Origin of the sequence: Bacillus sp. T2.9-1 (assembly GCF_950097965.1) — a bacterium.
GTDB classification, from domain to species: Bacteria; Bacillota; Bacilli; order Bacillales; family Cytobacillaceae; genus Niallia; species Niallia hominis.
On record NZ_CATNHG010000091.1, the window covers coordinates 12,755 to 29,285 of the forward strand.

The 16,531-nt window shown below is 33.7% G+C and carries 22 protein-coding genes; 8 read left to right on the forward strand and 14 right to left on the reverse strand.

Annotated features, from left to right (window positions below):
• Positions 1-88: 88 nt before the first annotated feature.
• The 5 genes from QQZ16_RS11860 to QQZ16_RS11880 all read right to left on the reverse strand — a co-directional run bounded on the left by QQZ16_RS11860 (position 89) and on the right by QQZ16_RS11880 (position 3,858).
• The gene (locus tag QQZ16_RS11860) at positions 89-955 is read right to left on the reverse strand and encodes a proline iminopeptidase-family hydrolase (RefSeq protein ID WP_031535854.1); all 867 of its coding nucleotides are present in this window, start codon (positions 953-955) and stop codon (positions 89-91) included.
• A gap of 70 nt (positions 956-1,025) precedes the next feature.
• A complete protein-coding gene (locus QQZ16_RS11865; RefSeq protein ID WP_031535857.1) occupies positions 1,026-1,400 on the reverse strand; it encodes a VOC family protein in 375 nt (124 codons plus the stop codon).
• A gap of 209 nt (positions 1,401-1,609) precedes the next feature.
• Positions 1,610-2,332 (reverse strand): nucleotidyltransferase domain-containing protein, encoded by a 723-nt coding sequence (locus QQZ16_RS11870; RefSeq protein WP_235252066.1) that lies wholly within the window; start codon positions 2,330-2,332, stop codon positions 1,610-1,612.
• A 30-nt stretch (positions 2,333-2,362) separates the two neighbouring features.
• Positions 2,363-3,256: a PhzF family phenazine biosynthesis isomerase gene (locus QQZ16_RS11875; protein ID WP_235252067.1), complete on the reverse strand. Its 894-nt coding sequence runs from the start codon at positions 3,254-3,256 to the stop codon at positions 2,363-2,365.
• Between the two features lie 2 nt (positions 3,257-3,258).
• Positions 3,259-3,858, reverse strand: a complete 600-nt coding sequence (locus QQZ16_RS11880) for a DJ-1/PfpI family protein (RefSeq protein ID WP_235252068.1) — start codon at positions 3,856-3,858, stop codon at positions 3,259-3,261.
• Between the two features lie 174 nt (positions 3,859-4,032).
• Here QQZ16_RS11880 and QQZ16_RS11885 point away from each other — a divergent pair, with 174 nt between their 5' ends.
• The 3 genes from QQZ16_RS11885 to QQZ16_RS11895 all read left to right on the forward strand — a co-directional run bounded on the left by QQZ16_RS11885 (position 4,033) and on the right by QQZ16_RS11895 (position 6,582).
• The gene (locus tag QQZ16_RS11885; protein WP_235252069.1) at positions 4,033-4,353 is read left to right on the forward strand and encodes a hypothetical protein; all 321 of its coding nucleotides are present in this window, start codon (positions 4,033-4,035) and stop codon (positions 4,351-4,353) included.
• 76 nt (positions 4,354-4,429) lie between these two features.
• A complete protein-coding gene (locus QQZ16_RS11890; protein ID WP_235252070.1) occupies positions 4,430-5,365 on the forward strand; it encodes an acetamidase/formamidase family protein in 936 nt (311 codons plus the stop codon).
• A 443-nt stretch (positions 5,366-5,808) separates the two neighbouring features.
• Positions 5,809-6,582, forward strand: a complete 774-nt coding sequence (locus tag QQZ16_RS11895; RefSeq protein ID WP_035416067.1) for a YhfC family intramembrane metalloprotease — start codon at positions 5,809-5,811, stop codon at positions 6,580-6,582.
• A 38-nt stretch (positions 6,583-6,620) separates the two neighbouring features.
• Here the strand turns inward: QQZ16_RS11895 and QQZ16_RS11900 are convergent, their stop codons facing one another.
• Positions 6,621-7,364: a hypothetical protein gene (locus QQZ16_RS11900; protein WP_031535875.1), complete on the reverse strand. Its 744-nt coding sequence runs from the start codon at positions 7,362-7,364 to the stop codon at positions 6,621-6,623.
• A complete protein-coding gene (locus QQZ16_RS11905) occupies positions 7,365-8,114 on the reverse strand; it encodes a hypothetical protein (protein WP_048717390.1) in 750 nt (249 codons plus the stop codon).
• A gap of 213 nt (positions 8,115-8,327) precedes the next feature.
• Between QQZ16_RS11905 and QQZ16_RS11910 the strand changes: the two genes are divergently transcribed.
• Complete coding sequence (locus QQZ16_RS11910; protein ID WP_031535880.1) at positions 8,328-8,942, forward strand: DedA family protein; 615 nt, start codon at positions 8,328-8,330, stop codon at positions 8,940-8,942.
• A 48-nt stretch (positions 8,943-8,990) separates the two neighbouring features.
• Here QQZ16_RS11910 and QQZ16_RS11915 read toward each other — a convergent pair whose 3' ends face one another.
• Positions 8,991-9,173 (reverse strand): hypothetical protein, encoded by a 183-nt coding sequence (locus QQZ16_RS11915; protein ID WP_284561364.1) that lies wholly within the window; start codon positions 9,171-9,173, stop codon positions 8,991-8,993.
• 234 nt (positions 9,174-9,407) lie between these two features.
• A complete protein-coding gene (locus tag QQZ16_RS11920) occupies positions 9,408-9,743 on the reverse strand; it encodes a DUF4183 domain-containing protein (protein ID WP_031535885.1) in 336 nt (111 codons plus the stop codon).
• A 142-nt stretch (positions 9,744-9,885) separates the two neighbouring features.
• On the opposite strand from QQZ16_RS11920, the gene QQZ16_RS11925 reads away from it, so the two are divergent.
• Positions 9,886-10,266, forward strand: a complete 381-nt coding sequence (locus tag QQZ16_RS11925) for a DUF4183 domain-containing protein (protein ID WP_031535887.1) — start codon at positions 9,886-9,888, stop codon at positions 10,264-10,266.
• 185 nt (positions 10,267-10,451) lie between these two features.
• Here the strand turns inward: QQZ16_RS11925 and QQZ16_RS11930 are convergent, their stop codons facing one another.
• The 5 genes from QQZ16_RS11930 to QQZ16_RS11950 all read right to left on the reverse strand — a co-directional run bounded on the left by QQZ16_RS11930 (position 10,452) and on the right by QQZ16_RS11950 (position 14,709).
• Positions 10,452-10,994: a GNAT family N-acetyltransferase gene (locus QQZ16_RS11930; protein ID WP_031535889.1), complete on the reverse strand. Its 543-nt coding sequence runs from the start codon at positions 10,992-10,994 to the stop codon at positions 10,452-10,454.
• A 135-nt stretch (positions 10,995-11,129) separates the two neighbouring features.
• Positions 11,130-12,512 (reverse strand): DUF4179 domain-containing protein, encoded by a 1,383-nt coding sequence (locus QQZ16_RS11935; protein ID WP_031535891.1) that lies wholly within the window; start codon positions 12,510-12,512, stop codon positions 11,130-11,132.
• A 2-nt stretch (positions 12,513-12,514) separates the two neighbouring features.
• Positions 12,515-13,069, reverse strand: a complete 555-nt coding sequence (locus QQZ16_RS11940) for a sigma-70 family RNA polymerase sigma factor (protein WP_031535892.1) — start codon at positions 13,067-13,069, stop codon at positions 12,515-12,517.
• Positions 13,070-13,585: 516 nt separating this feature from the next.
• Entirely contained in the window at positions 13,586-14,158 is a 573-nt protein-coding gene (locus QQZ16_RS11945; RefSeq protein ID WP_031535895.1) for a histidine phosphatase family protein, read from the reverse strand.
• Between the two features lie 20 nt (positions 14,159-14,178).
• A complete protein-coding gene (locus tag QQZ16_RS11950) occupies positions 14,179-14,709 on the reverse strand; it encodes a GNAT family N-acetyltransferase (protein WP_031535896.1) in 531 nt (176 codons plus the stop codon).
• 364 nt (positions 14,710-15,073) lie between these two features.
• On the opposite strand from QQZ16_RS11950, the gene QQZ16_RS11955 reads away from it, so the two are divergent.
• From QQZ16_RS11955 to QQZ16_RS11965, 3 genes are all read left to right on the forward strand, one after another.
• A complete protein-coding gene (locus tag QQZ16_RS11955) occupies positions 15,074-15,904 on the forward strand; it encodes a type II toxin-antitoxin system SpoIISA family toxin (RefSeq protein WP_031535898.1) in 831 nt (276 codons plus the stop codon).
• Positions 15,905-16,044: 140 nt separating this feature from the next.
• On the forward strand, positions 16,045-16,227 hold the full coding sequence (locus tag QQZ16_RS11960) for a hypothetical protein (RefSeq protein WP_031535900.1): 183 nt from the start codon (positions 16,045-16,047) through the stop codon (positions 16,225-16,227).
• A 152-nt stretch (positions 16,228-16,379) separates the two neighbouring features.
• The gene (locus tag QQZ16_RS11965; RefSeq protein WP_284561365.1) at positions 16,380-16,529 is read left to right on the forward strand and encodes a hypothetical protein; all 150 of its coding nucleotides are present in this window, start codon (positions 16,380-16,382) and stop codon (positions 16,527-16,529) included.
• The last annotated feature ends 2 nt before the right edge of the window (positions 16,530-16,531 follow it).

A 16,531-nucleotide genomic window follows, 5' to 3' on the forward strand; every position in this document is an offset into this window, starting at 1 on the left:
AGATAAAGTAGATAATTACGGAATTTTTTCTTATTGCATAGCAAAAGCCAAAAGGTCTGTTCCTCCTTTCGGCTTTCTTTCATCTATATTACTTGTCTAATTGGGACAAGAATTCATTCATGACCTTTCTATATTGTTCTGGTTCTTCAATATAGGCCATATGGGCACTTTCTTCAAATACATGAAAAGCTGCATTTGGCGTTTTGCTACTAAAATATTCCGTTGATGCTGGTGTTGCTTCATCATATCGCCCACAAGTATACAATGTTGGTATAGATATTTCAGATAACCGATCCATACAATCAAATGATTTTAAGTTCCCTTGCACAGTAAATTCGGAAGGTCCCCACATTACTTGATATACATGTGGATTTCTAAAATGCTTCCCCTTTTTTAAATGTTCTGGGTAAGGCTTTAATCTACATACAAAATGGTCATTAAACACTTCAATTGCTTTTTGAAAGGCAGGTGTATCTGTCTTTCCGTTTTCTTCACAGTTTTTGATGGTTTCTTGAACCTCTAGTGGTAGTAAAGTTAAATTTTTCTTTTGATCTTTTTCCCATAATGGTGCGCTTAAACAAGGGCTTGAGAAAATAATACTGCTAATCCCTTCTGGTTCACCAAAATAATATGCAGCTGCAAGGGTTGTGCCCCAAGAATGGCCAAGTATATGTACTTTATTCAGCCCTAATCCTTTTTGAACTAGCCCAACTTCTTCCACAAACCTGTCTAAAGTCCAAAGGGAATCATCATCTGGCCGATCTGATTTGCCACAGCCTAGCTGATCATATAAAACGACCGGGCGATCAATTGCCAAATCTTTTAATCCTTGTAAAGAGTAGGAGCTAGAACCTGGTCCTCCATGTAAAACAAGCAGTGGGATTTTATTAGCTGTCTCATTATGTATAACATACGAAACTTTTCCACCTGTTACTTCTATAAATCCTTCTTTCATCCGTTTTCTCCTTTACGTATTTTACTTACTAGTTTAGCACACTAGCTAATTTCTCTCGTAAGTAATTAGGCTATTTTTGAATCTTTTTTTCGATAATCTCTATACGATTGCCGAATGGATCACGAAATTCAAATCGTTCATAGCCTTCAATCGGAATAAAATCTGCTATTTCTATTCCAAGGTTGTTAAGTTTGTTTTTCCATTTATTCATATTATCTACTTGATAAGCTACATGAGCTTTTGTTGAAAAACGATCAAAGCCATCCTCTGTGCCAACATGTACATCTATGTTTCCAAGTGATAGCCAAAATCCACCTCGCCCTTGTAAAGAAATCGGCTTCTTCATTTCGTTTAAACCTAATACTCCACAGTAAAAATCCTTTGCTTGTTGTTCCAAGCCTTTTGGAATCGTTATTTGAGCATGATGCACGCCAATAATAGTCATCTAATCTATTCCTCCTCAAAAATCATTCTATATTTAGAGTACATTATGGACGCCTAGAGAAACATAATAACATTCTAATCACTTATGATAAGAAAAAATAATGAAGGATAAATTGATGATAAGTCATTCGTTTCTTTGCAAATCAATCTACTTTTCGATATAATAAAATCAAGATACTGAATATTAAATCTTTTTCTCTAAGGAGGAAATCATGGAATTTCTATTTGGTTTATTAATTGCTTCTGCTCCAATAACTTTCCACCATATGGTTTTAATACATTTTCCGTAATTTCAATAATTTTTTCCTTTTCCCCAGTCCGATAAAAGGTATCAAACGCCTCAATAAATTCCTCCGTAAATTTGGGATCATATTGTCGTAAAGACCGAACCATCCATTTCGATGTGCCAACCCATTGTTTATTTACTCTTAAAACAAATTCATGGAGAAGAAAGCTTAGCGTGCTGGCGATGAAAATCACTTCTTGTTTGTTGTCTGATCCAATAAAATCGTCCAGTACGTCTGTTATAAAATAACGCTTTGTACGGATAGTTTCCTCCGACCATTCTTTCGGACCCTCTTTTAGCATTTTTTCTGCTTCTTGTTTGATAGCTTGCAAAACTCCGTCATCTTTTAAAACCATTCCTTCTGTAATCATTCGTTGCATAGAGGGTTTGGCTAAATTATAATCCATTAAGAAAAAATCTTTATATGTAGCTAAATTATGTACAAATATCTCGATTGGCCAACCAAATTCCATCATGGATTCTCTATAAGAAGAAACGACCTTTTCATCAAAAATGACAATATCAAGATCGGAAGTAGCTGTCGCTTGTCCTCTCACCACACTTCCTGCCAGAATAGCCGCATTACAACTAGTAAAATAGGTATCTATAAAAAGTCGAGCTGCTTCCATTGGCTCTAATCTTTCCATGTAATTTCCCTCCTTTTCTATTTTCTCCAATCATTCGATCATTACTTTTAATTCCTTTACAAATACAGCAGTACCATTTATTTGTATATCTAATTGACCTTTCCTTTCAGAAACGAGAACCGTTACTCTCCCATCACGACCTATCTCCTGTCCTTGTTCAATGATAATAGGCTCATTGTTCCATAATTCATTCACATAGGTAACATAATATGCTCCCATCACTCCAGAAGCTGTTCCAGTAACAGGATCTTCTATTGTACCTGAATAGGGGGAAGAAAAATGCCTTCCATGCATCGTTGCATTTACATCATATGTTTCAAGGCAAAATGGATGAATGGATGCATGTGGAAATTCCTTTAAAATAGATGGAAACAGTTCATTATTTACATTCATTTTCGAAAATGCGTGCAGTTCCTTAATAGGAACAAGTAATGTCCAAAGCCCTGTATTTCCATATAGAATCGGATGCTTTTCATCTATATCAGATTCTTTAATACCAATCGCATCTGCTAATTCATGGCGCGAACCTTTAAATTCTTTAAATTGTGGTGTTACTTGCTTCATAGTGATGGAAAAAGAAGACTGTTTATTTTGATTAATTCGTATAGGTAGCACACCTGCTTTGGTTTCAATTGAAAAAATCTCTTTTTCAGGTAGATGCCCTTTTGTTTTTAATGCAAATACAGTAGCAATGGTCGCATGTCCACACAGATTCACTTCATGACCTGGGGTAAAATAACGAATTTGTAGATCCGCACAATGAGATGGTAAAACAAATCCCGTTTCATTAAAGCCCACCTCTTTGGCTATTTTTTGCATTTCTTCCTCCGTGTATTTCTCCCCCTCTAATACGACTCCCGCGGGATTTCCCTTATTCGGTATTTCGGTAAAAGCATCATAATGCAAAACAGAAATTTTTTTCATCTCTATTCTCCTCCGATTTCTATATATCTATCATACTCCATCCGCCTGGCTGTTTCCCTTCCCACTTCTTTGCCACATAATTTCTCCACTATATGAAAGGACATATCGATTCCAGCAGATATTCCGCCTGAAGTAAGTATTTGTCCTTCCTCTACAAATTTTACATTTCTTATAAGCTGAACCTTTGGGAATTCTCTTTCCATCCGATCAATATCCATCCAATGCGTAGTTGCCCTCCGTTCATCCAACAAACCGGCTTTCGCAAGTAAAAATGCACCTGTACAGACAGAAGTCATATATTCTACTTGACTTGATTGCTCTTTAATCCAATTTATGACAACAGAATTATTCATTTCAATTTCTTCTGCTCCATAACCACCAGGAACTACAAGAATATCAAAATCAGGGTGTTTTTCAAATGAAAAATCCGCTTCTATTTTCAGCCCATTTCTTGCTAAAATAGTACCTCCTTTTTCTGAAATAGTGTGGACATGGAAAAATTTATTCTCCCCTCCAGCTAAAGAGAAAACTTCAAATGGACCAGCAATATCCAATACTTCTACTTCATTAAAAATGAATATGCCAACATGACGTACTTTCATATTGCCTCCTAAAATAGTAATTCGTGTTTAAAAGTTGAATGTAGAAATCCCAACTAACAACTCTAGTCTTTTACATCCTACCATGAGTTTTGAATTTTTAAATAATATTTTAACTAAAATTCTTAAAAATAAATGGTATAATATTTGTTCGAATGATTTAGCTGGGAGGAAGGTATGATACAAGCAATTGGCGTCGCTGATTTTCATTACAAACCAATGAGAACAACGAAATATAAAGAGAATGTAACAAAGAAAATAAATGCAAAAACAAATAAATTTGATGATTCCTTTGAAGTCATTACAATTTCAGAACCATATGATATGGATGGAGACATTTATGTCCGGGTATCCTGTTCGTTTACGATATATATGTATGAAAAAGCGTATATTCGTAATCCTGATGAATATGTTGGCTCCGTCTTTCCAACTTTAAAAGAAAGAATAACACCAAATATAATAGCAACAAAAGTTTATAGTTTAACAAAAAGAAGATAAATATTTTCCAAAGATAAAAGGATTGTGCACATTTTTAGCGAATAAAAGGAAAAACAGTCTTTTTAGGAGGAGAAAAATGCAGCATCAATTATCATTAAAACAGGAAAACCTGCATGGTTCCTTTAGCAATAGCTATAAACCAATATTAACAGTGACCTCAGGCGACTCGATTACACTGCAAACACTAGATATTGAATGGGGCTATTCAGCCTCTAAAGAGGAAGCTTATCGTAAATACTCCTCAAGAGAACAAGAAGATAAACCACAGCATCCGATGATTGGTCCGATTGCTATTAAAGGAGCTAAGCCTGGGATGGTGTTAGAAGTAAAATTAAATGATATTGTTCCAGGTTGGTATGGACGCAATTGGGCTGGTGGAATGGCAAATTGGCAAAATAGTGCGATTGGAATCTCTCAATCGGACAGAATTCAATTAGATTGGGAATTAGATACGGAGAAAATGATTGGCTCGACCTCCATACATTCTCGACCATTTCATGTAGCCTTGCAGCCGTTTATGGGCGTTCTTGGTGTTGCACCAAAAGAAGCAGGTGTCCATTCTACCTCTCCACCAAGATATTGTGGTGGTAATATTGATTGTAAGGAAATCGTAAAAGGCAGCAGTTTATTTTTACCAATCTCTGTTGAAGATGCTCTTTTCTCAATTGGAGACGGCCACGCACTCCAAGGAGACGGAGAAATCTCAGGAACAGCAATTGAATGTCCAATGGACCATGTAAACATTACATTAATTGTAAGAGAGGATATGGATTTAACTTATCCAAGAGCGAAAACGCCAAATGGCTGGATTACATTTGGATTCGATGAAGATTTAAATAAGGCCACAGAAATTGCCTTATCTGATATGATCTCTTTAATGGAGCAATTCTACTCTATCTCACGTACAGAAGCGACTGCATTAGCAAGTGTTTCTGTTGATTTACACATTACGCAAATTGTTAATGGTGTAAAAGGTGTTCATGCCATTTTGCCCCATGGTGTTATCCGCTAATTAGGAGGATTTCTTTTTTTAAAAAACATATGCTCGTTTTTTAAAATGTCATTAAATTTATGACAAGCAGAGAGAGGTGGGAGGATTAATCCCGCCTCTCTTTTTTTATTCCATATTGAGTGAATTGGCTTATCAATAAAATATTTATGTAACTTGTATCCTTTACCAGGTCAGAAATAATCAAATGCTTATTATAACTACTGTTTACTATTTCATAAACTTTTTTCACCAATCGATAAACTGTTTTAGAGGAAACATATAACTCTTCAGATAAGTGTTTAGCAGAAACAAAGTCTCAAAATTCAAAATATTTATTAAAATATAAATAAAATATCAAATTGATTTCTTATTAAAAAATCAATTTGATATTTTATTGACGGTTCCTAAGCACTGTTATACACTTAATATAACAGTTATGAAATAGGTTGAAAGGGGAAAATCGAATGAATTCTATCTATTTAGGAGTATCTCTACAATTATTCCTTGCTGTAATTGTGCCTGTTCTTTTAATGATATATTTACAAAGAAAAAAGATGATGTCATGGAGATCCTTGCTTGTTGGAGTACTTATCTTCATAGTTTTTTCACAAATTCTAGAAAAGATCGTTCATTTCCTCGCACTCGCTCCAAATGGAACTGAATTAAGATGGAGCACAAACCCATATATCTTTGCCTTGTATGGAGGGCTTGCGGCCGGAATATTTGAAGAAATGGGTCGATATTTTGCTTTTAAAGTATTCTTAAAAAATAATCATCATTTTAATGATGGGCTATCTTACGGTTTAGGTCATGGAGGAATAGAAGCAATACTTATAGGTGGAATGTCAGCACTAAATTCTCTCCTTATCTCCGCAATGATTAAAACTGGGAACTTAGAAACTATTCTTGGAGCTGCTGCTACACCTGAAGAAATTACGAGCATTAAGGAGCAATTTGAGGAAGCAAACACTTGGGTTTTTGCCACAGGCGGATTAGAAAGAATTTTTGCTCTTGCTTTACATCTCGCTCTTTCTATCCTTGTTCTGTATGCTATTAGACAAAACAAATTCACCTATGTTCTTTACGCTATTATCATCCATGCAGCAATTAATTTCTTGCCAGCTCTTTATCAAGCAGGCACTTTGACAAATCTTCTTGTCATCGAGATATTCTTAGGATTCATTGCTATTCTGTCATTCGTATTTATTGTAAAAATGAAACCAAAATTTGAGAGGTAGATTTTATCTCTCTCCTTTTTTATCGAAGAACATTTTATTTACCACTGTTCCCCATCCCATTCATCCAAAATAGATACATATTCCGTTTTCGCACCTGAACTTGTGGAACTGCTATTTTCGTAGTAGTTATATGGTTCTACATAATTATTTTCCCTATCATAACCTTTAACGCCAAAATGCAGCCCTTCTTCATTATTAAAAGTAAATAAATCTTCTTCCTGTTCCTCAACCTTTATCTGAGTAGCCTTCCATATCCTCTCCCATTCATCGGTGACTTTGTGTATCCCATATGGCTTATCGCCTAAAGAAACAACTTCCTCTATTTGGATTGCAGGTTCATAAAATTCAACACCCCATCCACTTCTAAAATTCCGATGCTTATTCATAAAAAAAGTAAGATGATCTATTTTATATTTTGTTTCAAGGTTCCATATAAAATATGATTCAGACTTATTTCCACCTGTAATTTTCCACAAAAGCGGTTGTCCTGATGATGTTACATAGGTTACTTCCCATTTATTCTTTTTCCATTCTAATAAACTATAGCCATATTGATTATCACTAGAAAGGTGGGGCATAAAAATATGATTATCGTCGATAGCCATTTGTTCGAAAATAGACTTAATGTTTACATCGCCTGTTTCCAAAATCATTTTCTTTAATTGATTTTCATTTGGAAGAGAAGAAGGAGTACGTTGCTCTTCATTTAAAGGAAGAAAAATAAGTAAACATATAGCAATTATTAATACGACCACTAAACTCCATATCCATTTATATCTCACTTATTCTTTCCTTCCTTCTATGATGGATTTAGACGATTGAAAATAGAACTGCTCTTTTTCTGTTGAAATAAGCATGCCTTTTCCATCTTTTTCAATATAAATAGTAGATTCATAGCCACTCCCCCACTTTGGACTTGCTCCTAAAAGAATATAGGGAAAGCGTTCCGTTGTCTGATATGGCGCCTGTTCATCCTCTTCCCATTCTTCCTCATCTATTTCTGGATATGATTCATCATACCAAAGCATCGAGTCCATTTTGCTTAACTCCCATGATGATAGACTTTCTATAAACACCTCATTATTAAGATCTGCTTGTTTACCAGAAGGATGGATTAATAGAATGCCAGGATCATCTAATTCAGCTAAAAAAGTTTCTACTTTTTCTATTGGATACAAAATATTCTGTAATGGAGAAATAAGTAAAGTAGTTATAAGAAAAATATAATTCCCAAAGAACCCAAACCAGGCATATGGTCGATATATCTTCCATCGTTCTTTCTTCTTTCCAAAAACCAATATTAGTATCCATACACCAAGTGGTAATATTGCTATTTTCACTGGTGTTTCACCAATGGCGAACTGAAAGTTAAAACAAAATAAACCTATGTAGACAACAATTACCATTTTCCATATAACAGGTTTTTCCGTTTGTCTTCTATATAAATAACAAACAGCACAAATAAGTATGCCCCAACCAAATATGTTCATCAAATTTGTGCTTAAATGATTTGCTTGCCAAAAATCAAGCATAGATAATCTCCAATCTATAATAGCTTTTATATTTATCCTTATTTTAGCATATTTCCCAAATTGCAACACTCTTTATTAAGAAAGCATGAATGTTATATAACTTGTAGAAATAGAATTATAATAGAAGAATCCTAAACCCTATGATAAGATACGGATAGGCAAAATAGAATATCTAAATGCATAATAGTGATAATCATTTAAGGAGTGCAGTAAATGGAAAATTGGATTATGGAAATAATGGAAAACTTCGGATATATCGGAATCCTTTTGTTAATTATGCTTGAAAATATCTTTCCCCCGATTCCATCGGAAGTGATATTAACATTCGGGGGGGCGATGACGGCAAAAACAGAGATGACTATAACAGGGGTTGTTCTCGTTTCTACGATTGGGTCGGTTCTAGGAGCAATCATTCTTTATTTTATTGGTTCCTTATTAGAAATCAAGAAGTTAGAAAAAATAGTAGATAAATGGGGTAGAATTCTCCGATTGAAAAGAGAAGATTTATATAAGGCAGATCGCTGGTTTGATAAATACGGTTATTGGACCGTCTTCTTCTGCCGCTTTATTCCGCTAATTCGAAGCTTAATTTCACTTCCCGCTGGTATGGCAAAAATGAATTTTGGTATCTTTTTATTTTTAACAACAATTGGTACGTTCGTGTGGAACTTTGTCCTTATTCGAATTGGAGCAGCAGTAGGCGACTCTTGGGAAGATATCGTCCACTATATGGACATGTACTCCAATGTTGCATATACGCTTATTGCTATCATAGGAATTGCTTTTATCGGAAGATATATTTATAAACGAATGATTAAACAAGATTAATTGATACTGCTCCTCATCTCATGGACTTTTTCCATGAGATGTTTTTCTTTAGCTTTTTTTCCGAATTTGATAAAAAGAATAAAATAATATTCCAATAATTATTATTACAAAAATAATGCTCATCCTCATTGGATAAATGACGATAATTCTTGCATGCTTTATAAAATCAATAAAAAAATAAGCAAAAATTCCGAGGAAAAAAATCTTCATTAATAAACCTTTATTCTTCATTTTTGCCCCCACATCTCTGTAAAGTTTTATCCATATACCATCTTATGAAGCATTAAGAATATTTAGTTATGAATTATTAAAAAGGATTTTAATTGTATAAAGAAAGAAACCATATTAAGAAACTGCATTTCCAATTTTACAAGTAAATAATTCATCTAATTTAATCTGCTTATTTAAAAAAGCACGGTAGAAAAAAGCCTGCCTTATCCTTTTTTTCAAGACAGACCGGAATAGTTAAACAATGAACATTTGTAGAATAACAGTCGCTCCACAAATAGGAACATCCTCTGTTTTTAGACAAATCATTCCCTTTTTCACTTCGTAATTTTCCTTTGGTTGCAAGACAGCATTAATAAATAAATTCATATAGGATACCTTCGATGGATCTAGAATTTTTTGATTTCCTAATTCCTTTACACCATCTTTCTCTGTAAAAATATTCGTTATTCCATCAGCGATAGCAAAATACTCTATAACCATCATTTTCTTAGGGATGTGCACATAAATCTCTGTAGAAGGAACGTCAGGAAGTATCAAATAAGGCTTAGGCAATCGTTGTTTTTTTTCCATTTCCCCCACCTTTTTTGCCATAATATTTATTTTATAAATAGAATGTCAGATGGTGCACATATTGTGATTAATTCCATTACGTCTAGTCGTTTTCGTTCTATTTTCATATCATAAAGTATAAATGGATTAAGGTGGTGATACTATGCCTTTGCAAATCATGAAGCTTGCCGTGAGTGCAGCGCTTGATATTGATACGGTTCCAACTGTTGATCGTTTTTTTAATATCGTTACCGAGCCAGTAACTGGAGCAGGAACACTTACAATTGCAGCAGATGATTTTATGACAGATACTGGTGCCGATGGCGCAACGTTACCAGAACTTACTGCTGATAACAGTTATTTAAATGTGTATGTAAATGGAGTACTCCAAATGGATGATCTTATTGCTTATACACCTGGAGGTACTGGTGTTGGACAATTAATTATTACCGTTCCTGCAGATTCTACCGTTATTGCTGATACTCCTGTTGTATTAGAAATTACCAACTTTGCACCAACCTCAGAAGCAACCATTACAACGTAAGAATACGACAGGCAGAAAAACTATCCATTTCTCTGCCTGTTTTTTTCTTGTACATAAAATATCTAACCTAATTTATAGCCACTACATACTTCTATCGAGCAATTTAATGAAGTTGTAGGTGCAAATGGTTAATAGAAAGCATATTACGATTCCATTAAAAAAAGGTAACCTATATTGAATTTCCTCTAATCATTTGGATTAATAATCGCCAAAATCTGATGATCTTTCCACTGTCCATTTATTTTCACATTACTTTTTGCTATTCCTTCTTTATGAAACCCCGCTTTCTCTAATACGCGAATCGATCCTATGTTATGTGGCATGACTCCTGCTTCTAGACGATGTAATTTCAGGGTGTTAAATGCATAATCAACTAACTGTTTCACTGCCATTGTCATATATCCTTGGCCATTTTGCTCTTTATCCAGTACATAGCCTACAATTGCGTTATGAGCAGGTTCTCTTCTTACCATATATAGATTGACACTTCCAATCAAAACATCCGTTTCCTTTAAAAATATCCCGAAATGATAATCAATATCCTTTTTCTCATTTTCTTTCCATGTTGTAATAAGCTCACGTTGGAATTCTAATGTATAAAATAGTTCTTTCCTTGCAATTGAATATTTTTCAAAAAACTTTCGATTCCTTACCTCTAATTGCCAAAGACTTTCTGCATCTTTTTCTTCAAATAACCTTATGTATATTTGTTCAGTCGTTTGTACCATTTAAACGCTCCTCTCTCTTCATAATTTTAACCCCCTTCCTTTATAAAAAACAACAGATTTTTCTGACAACAAGGGATATAAATTTTAGAAGCAAAACGGAGCTACAAGAAATTTTCTCATAGCTCCAACTTATCCTTATTTTGTAATATCAATGGTAAAGGCTTGATCAAAATAATACGTATTTGGACTAAAAATCGTATAGTCATCGTCCATAAGATTGCCATCCATCACTGCAATTGCATCAGAGTTTACAGTAGAAGGTACATTTTTTTCATAAATACGGTAGTAATCCTTCCCTTCTTTATCCCGAATAATAAATGGCATATACTCATACACTGGTACATCTGCATGATAAGAAAGATAGGTTTTACCATCTTTTTCTTCCACGTTTGTAATCGTAATATAATTCCCTTTACCAATTGGTAGATTTGTTTTGCCACTAGCATTAAATTTTGTAGAGTTCTCTGCAGTTATTTGTGGTTCTTTATGATATTCAAACGGTACAATGGTTAATGATTTCATTAATGGATTATTATTCTCATAATTACTTAATAATCTATCAGGACCATTATCATTCACATAAACAGATCCCCCTAAATTAGTTTTTGTTTCTCCACTATCATCTTTTATCACATAATCTAAGTTACTACTATTCTTTTCCTCTTGAAGTCCTTGTAAATATATTCGAATAGGTGTTATAACCAATTTTTCAACCTGCACATTATTTCCTAATTCCGGGATATTTTTGTTTAAGTCAATGACTTTACTGTTTTCCATTGCTTTTACCGTTTCTATTGGCAAGTCAAATTCCCAGTTCCCTTTTATTTTATTATTTTCACTTTCATTTTCTAAGCCTAAACCGAGCTCTTCCAGATTGAATTGTAAATGAAATGTTTTAGGTAAATTAAAAATATCTAGTTTATTTTCTTCAATAAACTTTTCTTCTGAATCTATTTCATGATTAAAATCAAACGAGCCATTATTTAATGGAAAAACCGTCACACCATTGTAAACTGTATTATTTTTATCTTCAAAATCACCATATTCATTTGATACCGATACAAAAGACTCTTTATCTCCTGCTACAATTTTTGCATTTTGCGGAAATAAGATTGGCTTATGTTTAAATGGGTCTTTCTGTTCTGCTTTATATGACACCAGTAGATAATACCCATCAAAAATGGTATTAGTAATCGTTAATTTAACTCCTTGACTTTCTTGTACTTCACTTGTTTGGAGAGACACTTTTTCATAGTCATTTCCTAATGAAAGAAATTTCTCTAAATAGGTAGGAATGCCAATATTTTGTGCTAATGATGGGTTCATTCGAAATGTTACCATGGATAAGACAAGAATTGCGGCCGCCGCTGTTGAAATAATCATTCGTTTTTTCTTACCATGCATTTTATGACTTGGTAAATTGGCTAGTGTTTCATTTATTTTGTTTTCTAGTTGCTCAGAAATCATATAATCATCTTTTACCATTTCTTTTACCTTTTTATCAAAGTGATCAGTCATTGTTATTCTCCTTCCTTCTCTTGTATATTAAGCTTTTTTTGAAGCTTTAATCTTGCTTTGGAAAGCCTTGAGCGAACGGTTCCTTCTGGAAGAGCCAGTACATTAGCAATTTCTTTTGTTGATAAATCTTCGTAGTAAAAAAGAATCGTAACAATTCTTAATTTTTCTCTTAAAGAATGAACTGCATGATACAAATCTACATTTGTATATGTATCTTCTGTAGTAGCTAGGTCATTAATGTTATTTTCCATTGGAACAACTTTTTTTTGACCTCTTAAAACTGTTGTACATTCATTAATTAGAATTCGTGTAATCCATGTTTTGAAATACTCTGACACCTTTAGTTTTCTAATATTCTCATATGCTTTTAAAATTGTAATTTGAATGACATCCTCTACGTCTGCTTCATTTTGCAATATTCCCTTGGCTACTCGATACAAACTTATTTTATTTTCTTGAATTAAATGCACAAATGCTTCTTTATCTCCTTGTTTTGCTAGTATTACTAAATTATTCATTTTCTCCACTTCAAAACTTTTCAATGCAATAATTTTCAACCTTTTCCCCTCCTTTCTAACTATTTGATAAGCTATCAGCTTAAAATGTTCCCTTTTTCGCAAAAAAATCTTACATTGCAATATGCAACATAAGATTTTTTGAAAGCTATGTACCTATTAGCAATTTTCCCATGATTATATGGAATGAAAGTTTTTTGCTTAATGCCTATTATTCCTGCTGAAAATTATTCCTTAATTACCGTTGAAATAGGAGTCTCTACAATTAATTCTTCATAATGCTCTGTATATTCGCCGCCGATGAGATGACGATGCCCGAACTATTGTGAAGTAGTTCGCTTGCCTCATCTGCCAAAACAGTTGGTTAAGGTTATATAGTGAAATTCTTTTATCCCCCGTTCTGTCAGTGCTAATGTATATCTAGGGCATATACATTTGCCAATTTGCTCTTTCTAAAATAAATAAAGATATTTTCCCACTGCGTGTAGAAACCAATTCTGCAAATTCCTTCACCAATCTACTCGTAAATGGAGGCCACCACCAAATAAGAAGAGATGTCTATCCATTATGATCTTCCCATATTCTTTGCACAGCCTGTAACTGTTGACCTTCAAAGGTTAGTTTATAAATATCAGGCATCTGTAAATTTCTCCAAAAATAAAAATCATATTCCTTAGAAAAGTATTTCATTATTAAGACCATGATATTTCCATGCGTACCAATAACAATGTTTTTATTTTCATATTGTTTTAGTAAATGAAAAAGTGCTCGTACTCCTCTTTTTTGGGCAATGATATTCGATTCCCCGCCGTCCCATGCAAAAGTTTCCTCTGTCCACACCTTTTCGATTGCCGTATTAAAATCACTCACTTCTCCTGATGCTAAGACACGTTCTTTTAATTCTTCGATGGCTTCAATCTCAACTTGAAAATATCCAGCAATACCCTCAACAGTCTGAATCGCTCTCTTATAAGGACTTGAGACAACAATATTGACTGACTCTTTTTCCATTCTCTTTGCTACTCTTTTAGCATCTGCAAGACCTTTCTTTGATAATGGCCTGCCTAATTCATCTGTGGAATACTCCGAGTGAGCATGTCTTACAAAATATACCGTTGTTAAAGAACCCACTTTTTTCCTTCTCTCTTTTACTAAATGTCTTTTATTATTGCATATACATTTGCATCATAAGTTCGACCATTTTGTACAAAATATGATTTGAGAATGCCCTCATGGTGAAATCCGAGCTTTTTAACAAGATTATTAGATGCAGCATTTTCTAAATAAACCAAAGCCCCTAAGCGGTTTAAATGAAGCTCTTCTAATGCATAGGAGACAACTCTTTCTACCGCTTCTGACGTGTATCCATTTCTCCAATAATCGGGATGTATTTCATATCCGATTTCAGCTCGTTTATGTGTGAGGACAAAATTATTTAAACCAAGCGTGCCAATTAGGCGCTTGCTTCCTTTCCTTTGAATTCCCCAACGAATTCCCTTATTATTTCGATAGCTATCTGAAAAGTGGCGGATTAATGTTACCGCTTGATCCATGTTTGAAAAAGCTTCTTGGCCATAATAGCGCATTACTTCTGGTTTAGAAAAGGAAGAAAATAAGTCTGCTGCATCTTCTTTTACTAGTTCTCTTAATATTAATCTTTCAGTCTCTAATGTTGGAAACATTTTAATCCCCTTTTCTCTGTTTATCCATCTAAAAAATTACCATTTTTTCCTATTATAATCAATTTCCGCTTATTATCCTAGGGTAATTAAAAGCTGTGTACTAATTTCCTACTATATCTAGAAAAAGGAAATGGCTAACAAAACGAAAGGCTGTGTTCGGAAAGCTTTTTGCTATGACCTCCGTTATCTTTAGTCTATAATTTACATATTGTAAAATACAAAGAGCTTTCATTATTAGTTAATTTTGCATAATAAACGGTAGAAATGCCCGTAAAGAAAATGATCTCATTCCTTATTATAATTCTTTAAAATAGATGCTCCATGGTATAATAATAGTCATATAGTGTCAAAAGGAGGAGTTACTTTGACAACGATCTTTTATAGCTTCCTGTCTGCCATTATCTTATTAGTAGTTCTTTCCCTATTATACTTTTGGTGGCGGACAGATAAATATGTAGAAAATCTCCAAGCAATTCGCAAGTCGTATTATGTGTTATTCTTTCTTCTTATCTGCTTGGTTTTTTTTTCTAATCAGCTGCAAATAGTCGACTGGAAAACAATATTGTCTTTTGTTTGTGCTGCCGTCTTTCTTGATATTGCCGTTTTCCAAACTCCTGATATTCTGAAGATTTGGAACACTGAATTTCAGCACAGCAATTATATCCGAAAAACAATCCGCAAAAATGAGGAAGTTTTAGGGTATAATGCAAAAAAAGTTCAAAACTTTACAGAAGTTATTTCCAAAACAGCTGAACATTTTATAGATCGTAATCCTCCTCAGCATTGGAGGCAATATCGAGAAGAATTACGTACATATTTAAATCTTTATGCCGACACATTTCAATTTCATATCGCCATTTTTCCATTTGCGATTAGCACAAATGGAGAAGAATTAAAAGAAAATGTGAATATAGCTTTTAATAGTGTAGAAATTTGTTATAATATTAGCTTTCTAGATAACGAAAGTAGAACCAGCATTATTCAAGAGCTTCTCGAAGGAAAGAGTATTCCATTAAAGGGTCCAGGTACTGATTCAACAGTAGAGGAATTAACGAAAAATGTTTTTATCGTTGCATATTATGGGGAAAGTTACAATATGCTGATTGGTATCAGCTCTCATTTCGTAGAAGTTGACGGAATCGACGCTTCCCATATACTGAACCTCGCACAAATTTTCGATTGGTACATGGTTTAAGGCTCCATTTTACATATTCTGTAGTATAATAATATATAGATAAAGCATGAGCATTTCTAACAAACGAAAGTTTGCTAGTTTCCTTGCTTAATAGCTTGTGTCTTGTTCATTCAAACACTTTTCTTTAAGGAGGAATTGATATGGCAAGCAAAAAGAAAACGACAGCTGCTTCAAATCCTACTCCATTCAACAAACCAAATAAACAGTCGAAAAAGTCAATGAATCCGAATAGGAGAAAAATGACAGTAGCAGTATCAGAAACATTTGAAGATATTCATGACATGAATAAAAAAGCATTAAACTTACTAGCAAAACGTGCTTAATTAGTTATAGTCTCAAAAAAGGAGAAGAATTCTTTCCATCAAGAATTCTAACTCTTTTTCCGAGACTCTTTTTTTACGTTTTAAAGGCTTGTATAAGAATATTGAAAAGATGGAAAACCTATAGATAAAAAGTTATCAAGAGGCTTATTTCTATGACAATAAAAAGAAAACAAAATCGCAATCCTAATCGTCGACATATGTGTGTACCATCTATGCATTTTTCTGCTTCTATTTACAATAAGAATGCAATAGAATTATTAGAATCCCTAGAAAAAAGAACGAAATTCAGTAACTGGTTTTGATC

Bases quoted from the DNA above. Each gene is read 5' to 3' on its own strand.
- QQZ16_RS11860 (WP_031535854.1), bottom strand. From the start codon at position 955: ATGAAAGAAGGATTTATAGAAGTAACAGGTGGAAAAGTTTCGTATGTT.
- QQZ16_RS11865 (WP_031535857.1), bottom strand. From the start codon at position 1,400: ATGACTATTATTGGCGTGCATCATGCTCAAATAACGATTCCAAAAGGC.
- QQZ16_RS11870 (WP_235252066.1), bottom strand. From the start codon at position 2,332: ATGGAAAGATTAGAGCCAATGGAAGCAGCTCGACTTTTTATAGATACC.
- QQZ16_RS11875 (WP_235252067.1), bottom strand. From the start codon at position 3,256: ATGAAAAAAATTTCTGTTTTGCATTATGATGCTTTTACCGAAATACCG.
- QQZ16_RS11880 (WP_235252068.1), bottom strand. From the start codon at position 3,858: ATGAAAGTACGTCATGTTGGCATATTCATTTTTAATGAAGTAGAAGTA.
- QQZ16_RS11885 (WP_235252069.1), top strand. From the start codon at position 4,033: ATGATACAAGCAATTGGCGTCGCTGATTTTCATTACAAACCAATGAGA.
- QQZ16_RS11890 (WP_235252070.1), top strand. From the start codon at position 4,430: ATGCAGCATCAATTATCATTAAAACAGGAAAACCTGCATGGTTCCTTT.
- QQZ16_RS11895 (WP_035416067.1), top strand. From the start codon at position 5,809: ATGAATTCTATCTATTTAGGAGTATCTCTACAATTATTCCTTGCTGTA.
- QQZ16_RS11905 (WP_048717390.1), bottom strand. From the start codon at position 8,114: ATGCTTGATTTTTGGCAAGCAAATCATTTAAGCACAAATTTGATGAAC.
- QQZ16_RS11910 (WP_031535880.1), top strand. From the start codon at position 8,328: ATGGAAAATTGGATTATGGAAATAATGGAAAACTTCGGATATATCGGA.
- QQZ16_RS11915 (WP_284561364.1), bottom strand. From the start codon at position 9,173: ATGAAGAATAAAGGTTTATTAATGAAGATTTTTTTCCTCGGAATTTTT.
- QQZ16_RS11920 (WP_031535885.1), bottom strand. From the start codon at position 9,743: ATGGAAAAAAAACAACGATTGCCTAAGCCTTATTTGATACTTCCTGAC.
- QQZ16_RS11925 (WP_031535887.1), top strand. From the start codon at position 9,886: ATGCCTTTGCAAATCATGAAGCTTGCCGTGAGTGCAGCGCTTGATATT.
- QQZ16_RS11930 (WP_031535889.1), bottom strand. From the start codon at position 10,994: ATGGTACAAACGACTGAACAAATATACATAAGGTTATTTGAAGAAAAA.
- QQZ16_RS11935 (WP_031535891.1), bottom strand. From the start codon at position 12,512: ATGACTGATCACTTTGATAAAAAGGTAAAAGAAATGGTAAAAGATGAT.
- QQZ16_RS11950 (WP_031535896.1), bottom strand. From the start codon at position 14,709: ATGTTTCCAACATTAGAGACTGAAAGATTAATATTAAGAGAACTAGTA.
- QQZ16_RS11960 (WP_031535900.1), top strand. From the start codon at position 16,045: ATGGCAAGCAAAAAGAAAACGACAGCTGCTTCAAATCCTACTCCATTC.
- QQZ16_RS11965 (WP_284561365.1), top strand. From the start codon at position 16,380: ATGACAATAAAAAGAAAACAAAATCGCAATCCTAATCGTCGACATATG.